Source organism: Kineosporia succinea (assembly GCF_030811555.1).
GTDB lineage: Bacteria > Actinomycetota > Actinomycetes > Actinomycetales > Kineosporiaceae > Kineosporia > Kineosporia succinea.
In genome coordinates this window covers 145,720-160,425 of sequence record NZ_JAUSQZ010000001.1, presented here as the reverse complement: position 1 = coordinate 160,425, position 14,706 = coordinate 145,720, and the positions used below count along the sequence as shown (strand labels likewise).

The window sequence follows — 14,706 nt, the reverse complement described above, 5'->3', positions numbered from 1 at the left end:
ACCGCTATACCGAGACGGTATAGGGGGTTAGTCTCTCGCGGTGGAGACCAGGGAACTGCGGTACTTCGTGGCGGTCGCCGAGGCGCTGAACTTCAGCCGCGCGGCGCGTCGTCTGGGCATCAGTCAGCCCCCGCTGTCCCGGGCGATCCAGCAGCTGGAACGGCGGCTGGGCACCACCCTGCTGGAACGCGACAGCCAGGCCGTGCGCCTGACCCCCTCCGGGACGGTGCTGCTGCGGGAGGCGCGGGTCGCGATCGCGGCGGTGGACGCGGCGGTGCGCCGCACCCAGCGGGCCGGCGAGAACCCCGACGGCATCCGGCTGGCCGCGAAAGCCGCGATGGGTGGCGAACTCCTGGCCGATCTGCTGAAGGCCTACGAGGCCGTGCGTCCCGACGTGACCGTGGAGGTCGTGCTGGTGGGCATGGGCGAGTCGGAGCCGATGCTGCGGGACGGGCGGGTCGACGTCGCCGTGCTCACCCTGCCCTTCGACGACGCGTCCGGCCTCGATCACGAGGTGCTCGGCGTCGGTGGGCGGGTCGCGCTGCTGCCGCCCGGGCACGAGCTGGGGGAGCGCCCGGGGCTCACGCTCGACGAGGTGGCCTCGATCCCCGGCCTGCCGCTGGCCCGCTGGCCCGAGCCGGACGGCAGCTACGCCTACGGCCCGGGGCCGGAGATCCACGACCCGCTGCAGTTGCTGCACCTGGTCTCGCTCGGACGCGCCTGCGCGGTGATCTGCGAGACCTGCCCGACCACGATCGGGGGCACCGAGCTGACGGTCGTGCCGGTTCCGGAGGCCGACCCGGTGACGACCGTGATCGCCTGGCCCGCCCACAGCCGCTCGGGACCGCTGGCCGATCTGGTGCGCACGGCCGTCCCGTTCTGAGCCGTGAGCCGTGAGCCGTGAGCCGTGAGCCGGTGTGCCGTGAGCCTGTGGGGTGGGGGCTTGAACGGGTGGGGGCTTGAACGGGTGGGGGCTTGAACGGGTGGGGGCTTGAACGGGTGGGGGCTTGAACGGGTGGGGGCTTGAACGGGTGAGGGCCGGGATCCCGATGGGGATCCCGGCCCTCCTCCAGGAGCGAGGTGCTCAGCCGTTACCGGCCGCCGCCGTTCCCGCCGCCGTTGTTGCCACCACCGTTTCCGCCGCCATTGTTGTTGCCGCCACCGTTGCCGCCGCCCTGGTTGCCGCCGTTGTCGGTGTTCCCGCCGTCGTCGTTGCCGCCACCGTTGCCGCCGCCGTTGTTACCCCCACCGTTCTCGGGGGTGCGGGGCTTCTCGACGCGCGGCTCGGAACCGATCAGGCTGGTGTCGGGGGCGCCGAACTGCTTGATCTTCTTGCCCTTGAGCGCGGCCTCCATGATCTCTTTCCAGATCGGGCCGGCGATCGTGCCGCCGTAGACGCTCTGGCGGTAGACGCCGTTGATCGTGACGCCCTGCATCACCTTGCGCTTGCCGTTCACCGTCTCCGGGCCGACCCACACCGCGGTGGACAGCTGCGGCGTGTAGCCGGCGAACCAGGTGTCCTGCGAGTTGTTGGTGGTACCGGTCTTGCCGGAGGCCGGCTGGCCGGTGCTGATGCCGCCCAGGGCCGAGGCCGTACCGCCGGGCTTGAACGCGCGGCTCATGCCGAGCACCGTGGTGTTGGCGACGTTCTCGTCGACCGTGCGCTTGCAGTTCTGCTTGGGGATCTTCACGCCCTTGCCGTTGCGGTCCTTGATCGACGTGATCGCCAGCGGCTTGCAGTAGATCCCGCCCGAGGCGAACGTCGCGTAGGCGTTGGCCATGGTCAGCGGCGACTGGTTGGCCACACCGAGCACCAGCGAGGGGATGCAGTTCGGGATCTTGGTGGTCTTCTTGCCCTTGCGGCGCTCCTCGGCGGTGGCGCAGATGTCACCGCTCGGGGCGGCTAGGTGCATGCCCAGCGCCTCGGCCATGTCGGCCACGTCGCACAGGTCGAGCTGGGCCTCCATCCGGATGTAGGCACCGTTGATCGACTTGGCCGTCGCGTTCCAGGCGGTCAGGCTGCCCTTCGCGCCACCGTCACCGGAGTTCACGAAGTTCCAGACCTCGGTCGACTTGAGGTTCGAGCCGCAGCGCTTGAACCGGCTGTTCGGGATCGAGCCCGGCGAGCCGTCGATCACCGCGTTGAGCTTCTTGCCCGCCTTCAGCCAGCTGGCCAGCACCACCGGCTTGAACGTGGAGCCGGTGAGGAAGCCCGACGAACCGCCGTACTGGTAGTCGGTGGAGTAGTTGACCGTGGTGTTCTGCTTGCCCTTGTCGACGCTGTAGTACTTGTTCTGGATCATCGAGAGGATCTTGCCGGTGCCCGGCTCGACCGTGACCGAGGCCGTCGCGACCCGGCTCGGGTCGCTCGGCGGGATCGCCTTCTTGACCGACTTCCAGGCCGTGTTCAGCAGCTTCTTGTCGAGCGTGGTGCGGATCGTCCAGCCGCCGTGCAGCAGCGACAGCTTGCGAGCCTCCTCGTCCTTGCCGAGGGCCTTGAAGTCGTCGCTCTTGACGATGATGTTGTAGACGTAGTCGCAGAAGTAACCGCGGGTGCCCGCGTTGCCGCAGCCCGAGTAGGTGCGCGTGATCTTGGCGCCGAGCTTGGCGTCGATCGCCTTGTCGCGGGTCTCCTCGTCGATCATCTTCTGCGCGAACATCCGGTTCAGCACCGTGTTGCGCCGGCTGATCGCCGCCTTGTGCTTGTCTTTGTCGGCGAGGTCGAACTGCGTCGGCGACTGCACCATGCCGGCCAGCATCGCGGCCTGGGGCAGCGTGAGCTTCTTGGCCGTGGTGCCGAAGTAGTACTTGGACGCGGCCTCGACCCCGTAGACCTGCCGCCCACCGAACCAGGCGATGTTCAGGTAGTCCTCGAGGATCTGCTTCTTGCTCTTGCGCTTCTCGAGCGCCGACGCCAGCCGGATCTCCTTCAGCTTGCGCGCGTTGGTCTGCTCGGACGCCGCCGCGATGCCCTCTTCGTCGCCGGCCATGTAGGCCTGCTCCTTGAGCATGTTCTTGACCAGCTGCTGCGTCAGCGTGGAGGCACCCTGCGAGACGCCGCCGGAGAGCTGGTTGACCACCAGGGCCCGCAGCGTGCCCTCGGTGTCGAAGCCGGTGTGCTGGTAGAACCGCTCGTCTTCGATGGCGACGATCGCGTTCTGCATGAACGGCGAGATGTCGTCGAGCTCGACCGGCACGCGGTTCTCGTCGTAGAACGTCGCCAGCAGCGACCCGTCACTCGCCAGCACCCTGGTGTTGGTCGCCATCGGGCTGTCTTCCAGATCCGCGGGGAGCTTCTGGAAGGACTCGATGGCACTGGTGGTGGCTATGCCCGAGGCGCCGATCGCCGGTACGGCGAGCCCGGCCGCGAGAATCCCCGCCACCAAGCTCGTCACGACGAAGGCACCGAGCAGGCCCAGGACATTGCGCTGGGGACGCGACGGCGACATGGCCTCCACATTACGGGCCACGGCTGTGTTCATACCAAATTCGTAGTCCTGTGCGGCAAATCGTCATCGAAGCGGCACCTCCGGACGAGTGGCACCTCGGACGCTCCGTCAGGATCCCGGCACGCAGTGCGATCAGGCAGCAACTGCCTCCCGTGGTTCGCCCGGGTGAGCTTCTGCGGTTCGCCGGGTGAGAAGGCCGCGAGGTGATGCCGTCGGGACGGCCAGTCCAGGGGTGCACGACCGTGGGCGACCGTGGTGCGCGTCGTCCGGAGGCCGGTCGCCGATGTCGTCGGACGTGATCATGTTCAGGGTCGTCAGGAGCGTGATCCCGGCCGGTGGGCGCCCGGCGTCAGGGGCGCCCGGGAAGCAGGCGGACCATCGCGTCGAGCAGTGGCTGGAGGCCGATGCCCTCGACGGCACTCCCGTAAAGAACGGGGGTGTGATCGGGCCGGTTGCCGGCCGGCAGGTCGCGCACGGCCGCCTGGAACAGGCCGTCGAGCCGCTCGCCGCGGTTCTGGGCCTCCTCGATCTGCGGGAACCGGGCGCGCAGAAGATCTTCGGTGCGGTTGCGGCCCTTGCGGGCCCGGTCCCAGAAGTCGGCGGGCAGGTCGTGCTGCTCGGCGAGGTCGGCCGGGTCGACCGTCTCGCCGCCGGGCCCGACGTGCGCCTTCCAGGTGATCAGGTCGAGCACCCCGACCAGGGCCGCCCCCGAGTGCACCGGCACCTGGATCTCGAGGCCCGGCGCGTGGTGGGCGTCGGTGAATCTCAGGGCTCCCGGCCCGTTCGGGGCGGTCACGAGAATGGTGGACGACGTGCGCACCGGGGGTTGCGTGGTGGGGGTCGCGGGGGTCCGGAGACTGATCGAGGCCTCGGTGCCGTCGACCGCCCAGCGCAGGGTGCCGTTGTCGCCGGGGGTGGTGAACTCCCGGAGGCGGGCGGCGAGGTGGGCCGCGTCCCAGGGGTTTTCGCTGGCGAGCCGGAGGTGCCGGTGGGTGGTGGGACGAGGCGGGTGCGTGGGCATGCTGGGAAGTCCTCCCCGTGATGGCCTGCGGCGTCGTCGGCCCGGCGGGCCGGGGAGGAATGCCTCCCCGCTGCACCAGTCGTGCTGCTCCGGGCGATCTCGCTCGATGATAGCCCCATGGCCGAGATCAGAGTACAGTCCGTGCGATGGGGGAGACGAAATTACATACCGGACTTGGCAATCCGCTGCTCGGATGGCTGACCGGCGAGGTCCTGCCCGGCGAGCAGGTCGTGGAGGCCCGGCCGCTCGAGGGCGGCGTCAACCACGAAATGGTGGCCGTGTCGGTGCTTTCCGGCGATCGCTACGTGGTGCGGCGCTACCGCCGGCACAACCCCTGTGCGCTCGAGCTGGCCCTCGCGCAGCGTCTGGCCGGGGTGGTGCCCTCGGTCGAGGTGGTCGGCGCCGACCTCACCGGCGAGGCGTCCGGTGAGCCGACCCTGGTCTACCGGTACGTCGACGGAGAGCCTCTCGACCTCGTCCTCGATCGTCAAAGCCGTTCCACCGCAGCCGAGAGCGAGACGCTGGGGCGATCCGTCGGGCAGGTCCTGGCCCAGTTCGCGGCCGTCGGCTTCGCGGCCCCGGGAGCCTTTCGCGAGGGTTCGCTCGAACCGGACGGCACGGATGTCCTCATCGATCCTCTTGACGCGGTCGACCGGGCGCTCGCGGCCGGGCACGCCGCGCGGGTCCTGACCGGGCGCGAGCAACGCGACCTGCTGGCGCTCGCGCTCGCGTCCACCCATCGGGTCGACTCCGTCGCCGGGGCACGGCAACTCGTGCACATGGACTTCAACCCGAAGAACCTCGTGGTGCACCGCGTGCACGGGCGCTGGGAGGTGGCGGCCGTGCTCGACTGGGAGTTCGCGTTCAGCGGCTCGCCGCTCACCGACGTGGGCAACATGCTGCGCTTCTCCGAGAACTACCCCCGCGAGTACGTGGCCGGGTTCCACGACGGCTACGTCGACGCGGGCGGCGTGCTGCCGCCCGACTGGTTCGAGATCAGCCGGGCGCTCGACCTTTTCACCCTGGCCGACATCCTGGCCCACCCGCCGGAAGGCGACATGTTCTCCCGCGTCGCCGCGCTCGTGCGAAGGCGGCTCGGCGACAGCACCTGACATCCGAGTTGAAGGAGAGCCGATGCAGTCACTGGTGTACCTCGGACCCGGCGCGGCGGCCCTGGAGGAGCGCCCCGACCCCAGACCCTCGGCTCCCGACGACGTGGTGGTGCGGGTGATCGGCACCGGCATCTGCGGCACCGACCGCAAGATCCTGCTCGGCCACTTCCCGGCCCGTCCGGGCGTGGTGCTGGGGCACGAGTCGGTGGGGGTGGTGTCGTCGGTGGGAGAGGCGGTGACCGGGCTGGCCGAGGGCGACCGGGTGGTGGTCAATCCCACGCTCTACTGCGGGCACTGCGCCCGTTGCCGGCGCGGGGCCACCAACCACTGCCTCAACAAGTCCGGCACCGAGGTGGGGGTCGACCGTGACGGCACCTTCGCCGAGTTCGTGGTGCTGCCCGAGCGTTTCGTCAGCCCGCTGCCGGCGAACCTGCCGTTCCGCCGGGCGGTGCTGATCGAGCCGCTGGCCTGCGTGCTCAACAACGTCCGGGCCGGGGGTGTGGGCTACGACGACGTGGTGGTCGTGCTCGGGGCCGGTCCGATCGGGATGCTCGTGGCCGCGGTGTGCGAGCGGCTCGCGCGGCGGGTGGTGGTGGTCGAGGCGGATCCGTACCGGCTGGATCTGGCCCGGTCCCGTTTCCGGCGCGTGGTGAGTCCCGCCGAAGACGTCGGTGAGGCCCCGAGCGTGGTGGTCGAGACCACCGGCAACCATCTCGACGAGGCGCTCGGCCTGGTCGCCGACGGAGGGCGGGTGGTGGTGATGGGCTTCGACGACTCGTACACCTCGCAGGTCACGCCGTTACGCCTGACCAACCGGGGGATCTCGGTGATCGGGGCCGGTGACTACCCGGCCGAGGTGTTCCCGCAGGCGGTCGACCTGATCGGTGGGCTCGACCTGCCCGAGCTGGTCACGCACGAGTTCCCGCTGGCCGACCACGAGGCCGCGTTCGGGGCTCTCTCGGTGCTCGGCTACTCGGCGATGAAGGTGGTGATCCGCTCGGACGCGGGGGTTCCCGCGGGTCCCGACGGCTGGCCGGGGGAACGATGAGCGAGAACCGTTACGGCGCGGTCGAGGCCGGGGGCACGAAGATCGTCTGCCTGGTGGGTTCCGGGCCCGGCCGGGTCACGGCCCGGACCCGGATCCCGACCGGTGACCCGGAGCCCACGCTGCGGCGGGTGGTGGAGTTCTTCGCCGCCGACGTGCGCGAGCACGGGCCGCTGACCGCCCTGGGGGTGGCCTCGTTCGGCCCGGTCGAGCTGCGGCGCGACCGGCCGGATTACGGCTTCATCCTGACCAGCCCGAAGGCCGGCTGGAAGAACGTCGACGTGGTCGGCACGCTGGCCGCGGAGTTCGACGTGCCGATCGGGTTCCACACCGACGTGGCCGGTGCCGCGCTGGCCGAGGGGCGCTGGGGTGCCTCGCGGGGGCTCGGCGTGTCGGTCTACATGACGGTCGGCACCGGTATCGGGGCCGCGGCGGTGACCGGCGGGCGGCCCGCCGCCGGGCTGGTGCACGCCGAGATGGGGCACATCGGGGTGCCCCGTCAGCCGGGTGACGACTTCGCCGGTGACTGTCCCTTCCACGGCGACTGCCTGGAGGGCATGGCCGGGGGAGCGGCCCTGGCCGCGCGCTGGGGGCGGCCGGCCGAGCAACTGACCGGGACCGACCTGGCCCAGGCCCTGGAGTGGGAGGCCGCCTACCTGGCGGCCGGGCTGCGCACGATCGTCTACACGGTGGCGCCCGAGCGGTTCGTTCTCGGCGGCAGTGTCGCGGGTGGTCTGCCCGGGCTGCTGCCACTGGTGCGGGCACGCCTGACCGAGACGCTGTCGGGGTATCCCGGGCTGCCCGAGCAGGCGCGCGACGAGTTCGTGAGCGCGGCCCAGCTGGGTGGGATGGCCGGACCGGCGGGTGGTTTCGTGCTGGCCGAGCTGGCGCTGGCCGAGCTGGGCGCGGCGCTACGGGGAAAGCCGGCCTGACGGATCGACGAACGGGGAGTCTGTGATGATCACGAACGGGTTCGAGGAGAACGGCCCGGAAGGCGGGACGGCGGACGCGGTGGTGGGTGGGGTGGATCGGGTCGGGGTTCTGACACCCACCGCCCGGTGCAACGGCGCGCCACCCACCCCGGCGCAGCGGCAGGGGCCCTACTACAAGCCGGACACCCCGCTGAAGGCCGACTTCCGGCCCGATCAGGAGGGCGGCGCGCCCCTGGTGGTGCACGGACGCGTCGTGGACACCGACGGCGTCCCGGTCGCCGGTGCGCTGCTCGACTTCTGGCAGGTGGACGACAGCGGCATCTACGACGACAACGGGTTCCGGATGCGGGGGCACCAGTTCACCGCCCCCGACGGCACCTGGCGTCTCGACACGGTCGTGCCCGCCCTCTACCCGGGGCGCACGCGGCACCTGCACCTGAAGGTCCAGCCGCCGGGCGGGCGGGTGCTGACCACGATGCTCTACTTCCCGGGTGAGCGGCGCAACAAGCTCGACAAGTACTTCCGCGCCGAGTGCCTGATGGAGATCACGCGCAACGGCGGGGAGCAGGAGGCCACGATCGACATCGTGGTCGACACCTCGCTCCCCGCCGAACCCTCGCCGGAGCCCGCCGAGACCTCCTACTAGATCTGGGCGAACACCGTCTCGAGCCGGTCGCCGATCAGGTCGGCCTCTTCCGAGGTGAGGATCAGCGGCGGCCGGATCTTGACCACGTTGCCCCGGCCGTAGCGGGAAGTGCGCAACAGGAGCCCGTTCTCGAGGCCCAGGCGCACGACCCGCTGCGTCAGGGGCAGGTTCGGCCGGCCCTCGGCGTCGACGAGCTCGATGCCGATCATCAGGCCCAGCCCGCGCACGTCACTGATGCACGCGTGAGCCGCCTGGAGACCTTCGAGCCGCTGCGTGATCTGGGCTCCGGTCTTGCGCACGTTCTCGAGAAAGCCCGGGCGTGAGATCACCTCGAGGGTGGTGGCCGCGGCCGCGCTGGCCAGCACGTTGGCGCCGTAGGTGAACGAGTGGAAGGAGCCGTCCAGCCCGCCCAGCGCGTCGTTGCTGAGGATCGCGGCCACCTGCATCCCCGATCCACCGAGACCCTTGGCGGTGGTGATGGCGTCGGGCTCGACCCCGAAGTGCTCGGCCGCGAACATCCGCCCGGTGCGGCCGATCCCGGTCTGGATCTCGTCGAAGATCAGCACGATGCCCCGCTCGTCACACAGGCGGCGCAGCGCGGCCAGATAGCCGTCGGGGGCGACGACGTTGCCGCCGCTGCCGGACACCGGTTCCACCACCACGCAGGCCACGCTGCCGGAGCTCGCGTGGTCGATGAAGTCGTCGATGCGCTCCACGCACAGCAGCCCGCACGATTCCCGGTGCTGCCGGTAGAAACACCGGTGGCAGTAGGGATCCGGCACGTGCACCACGCCCGGGAAGTGCAGCGGGAACGGCTCGCGGCGGAACGCCTCACCGGACATCGCCGTGGTCATCATGGTCTGCCCGTGATGGCTGCGGAACAGCGTGATCACGTCGCGGCGGCCGGTGGCGGCCTGGGCCATCTTGACCGCGCCCTCGTTGGCCGTGGCCCCGCCGGAGACCTTGAGGTGCACCTGGGTGAGCGATTCCGGCGAGACCTCGACCAGGCGGCGCACCAGGTCGTTCACCGGCTCGGTCTGGAAACTGGAGGTGACGTGCACGAGCTTCTCCGTCTGTTCGCGGACTGCCGCCATCACCTCCGGATGCCCGTAGCCCAGGCTGAGATTGAAGGTGCCGGACGAGCAGTCGATGTACTGGCGGCCGTGCGCGTCGTAGAGGTAGATCCCCTCGCCGTGGGTCATGAGATGGTCGCTGACTTCGTAGTAGATCAGATCGCGGATATTCTGCCGGTTGTGCACGAAGCCTCCCCGTGGCAGTGCTGGATAACGAATCCTAGGCATCGGCCGGTGTTTTCAGCCGGAACGCAAACCCCACGCCCACTGCACCCGTTCTCCAAAATCCTTGCTGTCACGGGATTATGACTGGATGTCCGCTCACGAAGGGGTAAGCATGCCGTCGGTGACCGACTTCGACACCGTGGAGTTCCGTCAGCTGCTCGACCGGCTCAGCGCCAAGGCCAGCGACGACTACTACAATCCCTACGTCACGTTCGAGTGGCCCGACGAGCTGCCGCCGGACGTGCTGTGGATGACGCCCGAGCTGCTGTCGGTCTGGGGCACTGCGGTGTTCGACGAGCTCGACGAGGCGGCGCTGGTGCGGTTGTCGCGGTTCGAGAGCGTCAACTTCTACAGCCTCAACGTGCACGGCATCCGTGAGCTGCTGATCGAGGTCACCCGGCGGGTGCACAGCCCGGGTTTCGAGATCCCCTCCGACTTCTTCCACCACTTCATCGGTGAGGAGAACGAGCACATGTGGTTCTTCGCCACCTTCTGCACGAGGTACGGCGGCAAGATCTACACCGACAAGACCCTTCCGCTCACCGGCACGCAGCGGCCCGGCTGGGAGAACTTCCTGGTCTTCGCCCGCATCCTGGTGTTCGAGCAGATCGTCGACCACTACAACGCGAAGATGGCCGAAGACTCCCGCCTCCATCCCACGGTGCGCCACATCAATCGCATCCATCATCAAGACGAGTCACGCCACATCGCCTTCGGCTGCCGCATCGTCCAACTGCTCTGGGATCAGATGAAACTCACGGGCACCCCGCCCGACGAGCAGCGTGAGCTGGCCACCTACCTGCGCCGTTACATCGACACCTGCATGGAGTCGTTCTACAACCCCACGGTCTACCGCGACGCCGGGCTGCCCGGTGGTTTCGAGCTGCGCAAGCAGCTCCTGGCCGATCCCGCGCGGGCCCGCGAACACGCCAGGGTCCTGCGCAAGACCAACGACTTCTTCACTCGCATCGGCGTCTTCGAGCCGGCATGAGCGGTGAGGTGAGGGGCGAGCTGAGAGGCACCGAAGGGCTTGAAGACGCGTCGGGAGACACCGTGGCCGTAGGGGCCGGCGGCGGGGGAGACGGGGGCGACACGGACGTGCGTGGGGATGCGGGGGTCGGTGACAGGGGTGCCGGGGACGTGCGTGGGGATGCGGGGGGCGGCGACGGAGGTGACGGGAACGTGCGCGGGGATGCGGGGGGCGGCGACGGAGGTGACGGGAACGTGCGCGGAGATGTGGGCGGCGGCGACCGGGGGCACGGGCACGCGCGCGGGGATGCGGGCGGCGGCCGGCCGGCCGCGGGCCTCGCCTTTCTCGACGGCCCGGCCACCGCGCTGCTGCGAACGCTCGACGACACGTTCCTGCGCTGGGGTCTCGAGGCCGGGGCCGAGCACCAGACCTTCCCTCCGGTGCTGTCGGCGGCCGACCTGCACTCGCTCGACTACTTCCAGAACTTCCCGCACCTGGGTGTGGCCACCTCGAGGCTCCGGCCCGAGAAACTGGAGACGTACAGCGCGGCGCAGCACGTCGGGAGCCTCCCGGCGGCCGACCTCACCGACGCGGGGTACCTGCTGCCGTCCGCGGCCTGCTACAGCGTCTACCTGCACCTGCGCGACACCGAGCTCGACGGGCCGCGTCACGTCACCACGGCCGCGCACTGCTTCCGCAACGAAGAGCGTTACGACGGCCTGCGCCGCCTCTGGGGTTTCACCATGCGCGAGATCGTCTGCGTCGGCACCACCGAGGTCGTGCGGGCGCACCTGACCCGGCACCACGAGCGGCTCACCCGGTTCCTGCGGCAGCTCGGCGTCCGGACCGAGCGGCAGCCCGCCACCGACCCGTTCTTCCAGGCCGGCGGGTCGCGTGCGTTCTTCCAGAAGGTCGAGCCGGTCAAGGAGGAGTACGTCTCGCTCGACGGCACCGCCATCGCCTCGATGAACTACCACCGCAACTTCTTCGGTGAGCGCTGCCGCATCACGGCCGGGGGAGTGCCGGCCGTCACCGGGTGTGTGGCCTTCGGCCTGGAGAGGTGGGTGGGCGTGCTGACGGCCACCTTCGAGGGAGACCTCGAGGCCGCCCGCACCGCCGTGCTGCGTGCGGCCGACGAGGAATCGGCGGCAGAGCCCCCACCGACCGATGATGACGCGCAGGCATCCGAGCGGCCCGCGCCGGGGGAGCCGCTCCTGCCCGAGCTCCGCCCGGGCGACCTGCCCGCGCCGGGGGAGCCGCTCCTGCCCGAGCTCCGCCCGGGCGACCTGCCCGCCGCCGAGTCGCGAAGTGCCCTCCGGTGAACGCCCTGTGCCGCGTCCTCGGCCTGCGCATCCCCCTGATCCAGGCGGGCATGGGCGGTGTCGCCGGTCCGCGTCTGGCGGCGGCGGTGTCCAGCGCCGGGGCCGGGGGTGTGCTCGGTCTCTACAAGCTCTCCGTGCCCCGGGTGACGGAGGTGGTGGAGGCGACCGCCGCGTCCACCACCGCGCCCTTCGGGATCAACGTGATCCCCGAGGTGGTGGGCGCTCAGACCGCGCACCAGCAGGTCGAGATGGCGGTGAAGGCGCTGCCCGACAATGGTTTCGTCACGTTCTTCGGCCTGCCCGACGTGCCCACGATCCGGGCGGCGCGGGCGGTCGGGCATCCGGTGGTGGTGCAGGTCGGCACCGTCACCGACGCCGACCGGGCCGTGAACCTGGGCACCGACGTGGTGGTGCTGCAGGGCACCGAGGCCGGTGGGCACCTGCTCGGCAACAGCAGCCGTGACGAGCTGCTGCGGCGCGTACGGGCCCGCCATCCCCGGGCCGTGCTGGCGGTGGCGGGTGGCATCGCGACTCCCGCCGACCTGCAGAGGGCCCGGGCCGGTGGAGCCGACGGAGCCCTGGCCGGCACGCTCTTCGTGCCCACCGAGGAGTCCGACGCGCATCCGCTGTTCAAACGAAGGGTGCTCGAGGCGAGCGCCGACAGCACCACCGTCACCAGCGTTTTCGACATCGGATGGCCGGGCCGCCGGCATCGCGTGCTCGCCAACGCCACGACCCGGGCGAAGCACCGGCACCGCGCGTCGTTCATCGCCATCACCACCGTCGACGGCCGGCGGCTGCCCGTCGCCCGCTACAGCGCCGCCACCCCCTCGGTGCTCACCCAGGGCGCGATCGACGAGATGGCGCTCTACTGCGGCGAATCCTGCGACCGGGTGACGGAGGCGGCCTCGGTGCAGGCCGTTCTGGCCCGGTTCGACCAGAACCCCCAGGGAGACAGCATGATCGAGCACGTCACCGACTGGCTCAAGGAGCGCACCGGCCGCACCGAGGCCATCCCGCCCGACCTCGACCTGATCGAGACCCGGCTGCTCGACTCGCTCAGCTTCATGGAGTTCATCCTGCTGCTCGAAGACGTGATGGGCCGCGAGATCGATCCGGAGAAGCTGTCCGTCGACCAGTTCCGCACCCTCAACGCCATCCAGGAGAACTTCTTCGACCAGGTGTAGGCGAGGTGTGGACCAGGTGTAGGTGAGGGCTCCCGGCGACAGGCCCCAGGCGCCCCAGGCGCCAAGGCGTGCCAGGTGCCAAGGCGTGCCAGGTGCCAAGGCGTGCCAGGTGCCAAGGCGTGCCAGGTGCCAAGGCGTGCCAGGCGTGCCAGGCGCCAAGGCGTGCCAGGCGTCCTAGGCGTGCCAGGCCAGCGCCAGCCACAGATCCGCCCGCACCGCCGGATCGCCCAGGTCGGTCTCCAGAAGCCGTTCCACCCGGGCGATCCGGTGCCGCACGCTGTTGCGGTGCAGGCCGGTGGCGCGGGCCGTCGCGTCCCAGCTGCCGTGGTGCGTCAGGAAGACCCGCAGCAGGCCGAGCAGCTCGCCCCCCTCGACCGGCACCAGCGGCCCGAGCAGCTCGCCGGCCCAGGCCTCCGCCATCGACCGGTCGACCAGCGTGCCCACCCCCGACCCGGCCGAGCGTCCCACCAGCGGTTCCCCGGCCACCACGGCCCGTTCCAGCAGACGGCGGGCCTCCTGATCGGCGTCCGACACCTGTGCCAGCGGCACCGGACGACTCAGCGCCGCCAGCCACCCCGTCCGCACGTGCAACCCGGACAGCTCCTCGACCCCCAGCTGCGCGGGCACCACCGCGACCAGATCGTCGTCGGTGACGTCCACGAGTGAGGTGCGCAGCTCGTCCGCCATCGACACCGGCTCCCCCTCGGGCATCGAGGTGCGCGCCGCCCGCAGCACCCGCACCGGCCCTTCGGGCACCAGCGTGCGCAACAACCGCGCGCTGTGCGGCGACAGCTCCGGCCCTTCGGTGAGAAGCCTGGTCAGCAGCCGGTTCTGGGTACCGCCCGCCGTGCGTTCGGAGTCCGCCAGCAACGCCAGCAGCCCCACCCCGACCGCCCGCACCGTGCGGTCGGCGGCGGTCAGCGGGGTGTCGCGGCCCAGCAGGAGCACGTGCCGGTGCGACTGCGCCGAGTCCACCGGGTGCAGGTCGATGTGCACGCCGCCGATCACGTCGGTCGCACTGCGCGGGCCCGATCCCTGCGCGAGCCGCACGGCGAGCCGCAACGTGTCGAGCGTCGGATCGGGAGCGCCGGGGGAGTGGTGCACCGGACGGCCGGTGGCGTCGAGCAGCACGGCCCAGCCCCCGATCGCCGTCGCGAGCTCGGCCAGCACCGCCGGCACCCGCGGCTGACCCCGCAGCGCGGCCCGGGTGATCCGCCCCTGCGCCTCGGAAGCCACCCGCCGCTGGTCGGAACGCTGCTGCTCCAGCGCGTCGGCCACGGCCTGACTCACCGCCAGGAACGGCGTCCGCTCCGGCACCGCCACCAGCGGCAGGCCGTGCTTCTCGCAGGCCTTCACCAGCAGCGCGGGCACCTGCGCGTGCACCGGCGCCAGCCCGAACCCGATCGCGGCCACCCCGGCGCCCGCCAGCGAGGCCACATAGGCGTCCAGGACGGCGGGCTCGTCGTGCGGCAGGTTCCGCCCCGCCGTCAGCAGCAGCTCACCCCCGGCCAGGTAGGGCGCGGGGTCTTCCAGCTCGCTGACGTGAGCCCACCGGACCCGGGCCTCGGAGCCGGTCAGCCACGTGAGGTCCAGACCGGTCAGGGCGGCCAGCGAGACGGTCTCGGGTGAAGGGGGTGCGGCCGGGGACGAAGCATCCCGGGTAGGGCCCCCGTTGGGTCGGAACATCCCGTGACCATGGCCGGGCGGTGACCTTATGGTCAAGC

At 70.8% G+C, this 14,706-nt stretch carries 12 protein-coding genes; 8 read left to right on the top strand and 4 right to left on the bottom strand.

Going from position 1 to position 14,706, the window contains the following annotated elements; genetic code table 11:
* The first annotated feature begins 40 nt into the window (after window positions 1-40).
* On the top strand, window positions 41-883 hold the full coding sequence (locus J2S57_RS00770) for a LysR family transcriptional regulator (RefSeq protein ID WP_307236907.1): 843 nt from the start codon (window positions 41-43) through the stop codon (window positions 881-883).
* Window positions 884-1,091: 208 nt separating this feature from the next.
* Here J2S57_RS00770 and J2S57_RS00765 read toward each other — a convergent pair whose 3' ends face one another.
* Together J2S57_RS00765 and J2S57_RS00760 are read right to left on the bottom strand one after the other, a co-directional pair.
* Entirely contained in the window at window positions 1,092-3,482 is a 2,391-nt protein-coding gene (locus tag J2S57_RS00765) for a transglycosylase domain-containing protein (RefSeq protein WP_307236905.1), read from the bottom strand.
* A gap of 316 nt (window positions 3,483-3,798) precedes the next feature.
* A complete protein-coding gene (locus J2S57_RS00760) occupies window positions 3,799-4,470 on the bottom strand; it encodes a hypothetical protein (protein ID WP_307236902.1) in 672 nt (223 codons plus the stop codon).
* 146 nt (window positions 4,471-4,616) lie between these two features.
* On the opposite strand from J2S57_RS00760, the gene J2S57_RS00755 reads away from it, so the two are divergent.
* From J2S57_RS00755 to J2S57_RS00740, 4 genes are read left to right on the top strand one after another with little or no spacing between them, the layout of a single operon-like run.
* On the top strand, window positions 4,617-5,582 hold the full coding sequence (locus J2S57_RS00755; protein WP_307236899.1) for a phosphotransferase family protein: 966 nt from the start codon (window positions 4,617-4,619) through the stop codon (window positions 5,580-5,582).
* Window positions 5,583-5,604: 22 nt separating this feature from the next.
* Window positions 5,605-6,630, top strand: a complete 1,026-nt coding sequence (locus J2S57_RS00750; protein ID WP_307236896.1) for a zinc-dependent alcohol dehydrogenase — start codon at window positions 5,605-5,607, stop codon at window positions 6,628-6,630.
* Window positions 6,627-7,559 (top strand): ROK family protein, encoded by a 933-nt coding sequence (locus tag J2S57_RS00745; RefSeq protein WP_307236893.1) that lies wholly within the window; start codon window positions 6,627-6,629, stop codon window positions 7,557-7,559. Before J2S57_RS00750 ends, J2S57_RS00745 begins: the two co-directional genes overlap by 4 nt.
* A gap of 25 nt (window positions 7,560-7,584) precedes the next feature.
* Complete coding sequence (locus J2S57_RS00740) at window positions 7,585-8,205, top strand: dioxygenase family protein (RefSeq protein ID WP_307236890.1); 621 nt, start codon at window positions 7,585-7,587, stop codon at window positions 8,203-8,205.
* Here J2S57_RS00740 and J2S57_RS00735 read toward each other — a convergent pair.
* Complete coding sequence (locus tag J2S57_RS00735; RefSeq protein ID WP_370882538.1) at window positions 8,202-9,407, bottom strand: aspartate aminotransferase family protein; 1,206 nt, start codon at window positions 9,405-9,407, stop codon at window positions 8,202-8,204. The genes J2S57_RS00740 and J2S57_RS00735 overlap by 4 nt on opposite strands.
* 208 nt (window positions 9,408-9,615) lie before the next feature.
* Between J2S57_RS00735 and J2S57_RS00730 the strand changes: the two genes are divergently transcribed.
* The 3 genes from J2S57_RS00730 (at window position 9,616) to J2S57_RS00720 (ending at window position 12,982) form a co-directional block, all read left to right on the top strand.
* On the top strand, window positions 9,616-10,494 hold the full coding sequence (locus J2S57_RS00730) for a diiron oxygenase (RefSeq protein WP_307236886.1): 879 nt from the start codon (window positions 9,616-9,618) through the stop codon (window positions 10,492-10,494).
* A 233-nt stretch (window positions 10,495-10,727) separates the two neighbouring features.
* The gene (locus J2S57_RS00725; RefSeq protein WP_307236883.1) at window positions 10,728-11,795 is read left to right on the top strand and encodes a class-II aminoacyl-tRNA synthetase family protein; all 1,068 of its coding nucleotides are present in this window, start codon (window positions 10,728-10,730) and stop codon (window positions 11,793-11,795) included.
* Window positions 11,792-12,982: a nitronate monooxygenase gene (locus J2S57_RS00720; protein ID WP_307236880.1), complete on the top strand. Its 1,191-nt coding sequence runs from the start codon at window positions 11,792-11,794 to the stop codon at window positions 12,980-12,982. Before J2S57_RS00725 ends, J2S57_RS00720 begins: the two co-directional genes overlap by 4 nt.
* A gap of 174 nt (window positions 12,983-13,156) precedes the next feature.
* On the opposite strand, the gene J2S57_RS00715 is transcribed toward J2S57_RS00720, so the two are convergent.
* Window positions 13,157-14,668, bottom strand: a complete 1,512-nt coding sequence (locus J2S57_RS00715) for a PucR family transcriptional regulator (RefSeq protein ID WP_307236877.1) — start codon at window positions 14,666-14,668, stop codon at window positions 13,157-13,159.
* Window positions 14,669-14,706: the final 38 nt, after the last annotated feature.

What these genes read in the sequence shown, in the direction of transcription:
- J2S57_RS00755 (WP_307236899.1), top strand. Translation starts at nt 4,617, where the DNA reads ATGGGGGAGACGAAATTACATACCGGACTTGGCAATCCGCTGCTCGGA.
- J2S57_RS00765 (WP_307236905.1), bottom strand. Translation starts at nt 3,482, where the DNA reads ATGAACACAGCCGTGGCCCGTAATGTGGAGGCCATGTCGCCGTCGCGT.
- J2S57_RS00715 (WP_307236877.1), bottom strand. Translation starts at nt 14,668, where the DNA reads ATGTTCCGACCCAACGGGGGCCCTACCCGGGATGCTTCGTCCCCGGCC.
- J2S57_RS00740 (WP_307236890.1), top strand. Translation starts at nt 7,585, where the DNA reads ATGATCACGAACGGGTTCGAGGAGAACGGCCCGGAAGGCGGGACGGCG.
- J2S57_RS00730 (WP_307236886.1), top strand. Translation starts at nt 9,616, where the DNA reads ATGCCGTCGGTGACCGACTTCGACACCGTGGAGTTCCGTCAGCTGCTC.
- J2S57_RS00750 (WP_307236896.1), top strand. Translation starts at nt 5,605, where the DNA reads ATGCAGTCACTGGTGTACCTCGGACCCGGCGCGGCGGCCCTGGAGGAG.
- J2S57_RS00760 (WP_307236902.1), bottom strand. Translation starts at nt 4,470, where the DNA reads ATGCCCACGCACCCGCCTCGTCCCACCACCCACCGGCACCTCCGGCTC.
- J2S57_RS00745 (WP_307236893.1), top strand. Translation starts at nt 6,627, where the DNA reads ATGAGCGAGAACCGTTACGGCGCGGTCGAGGCCGGGGGCACGAAGATC.
- J2S57_RS00735 (WP_370882538.1), bottom strand. Translation starts at nt 9,407, where the DNA reads ATGACCCACGGCGAGGGGATCTACCTCTACGACGCGCACGGCCGCCAG.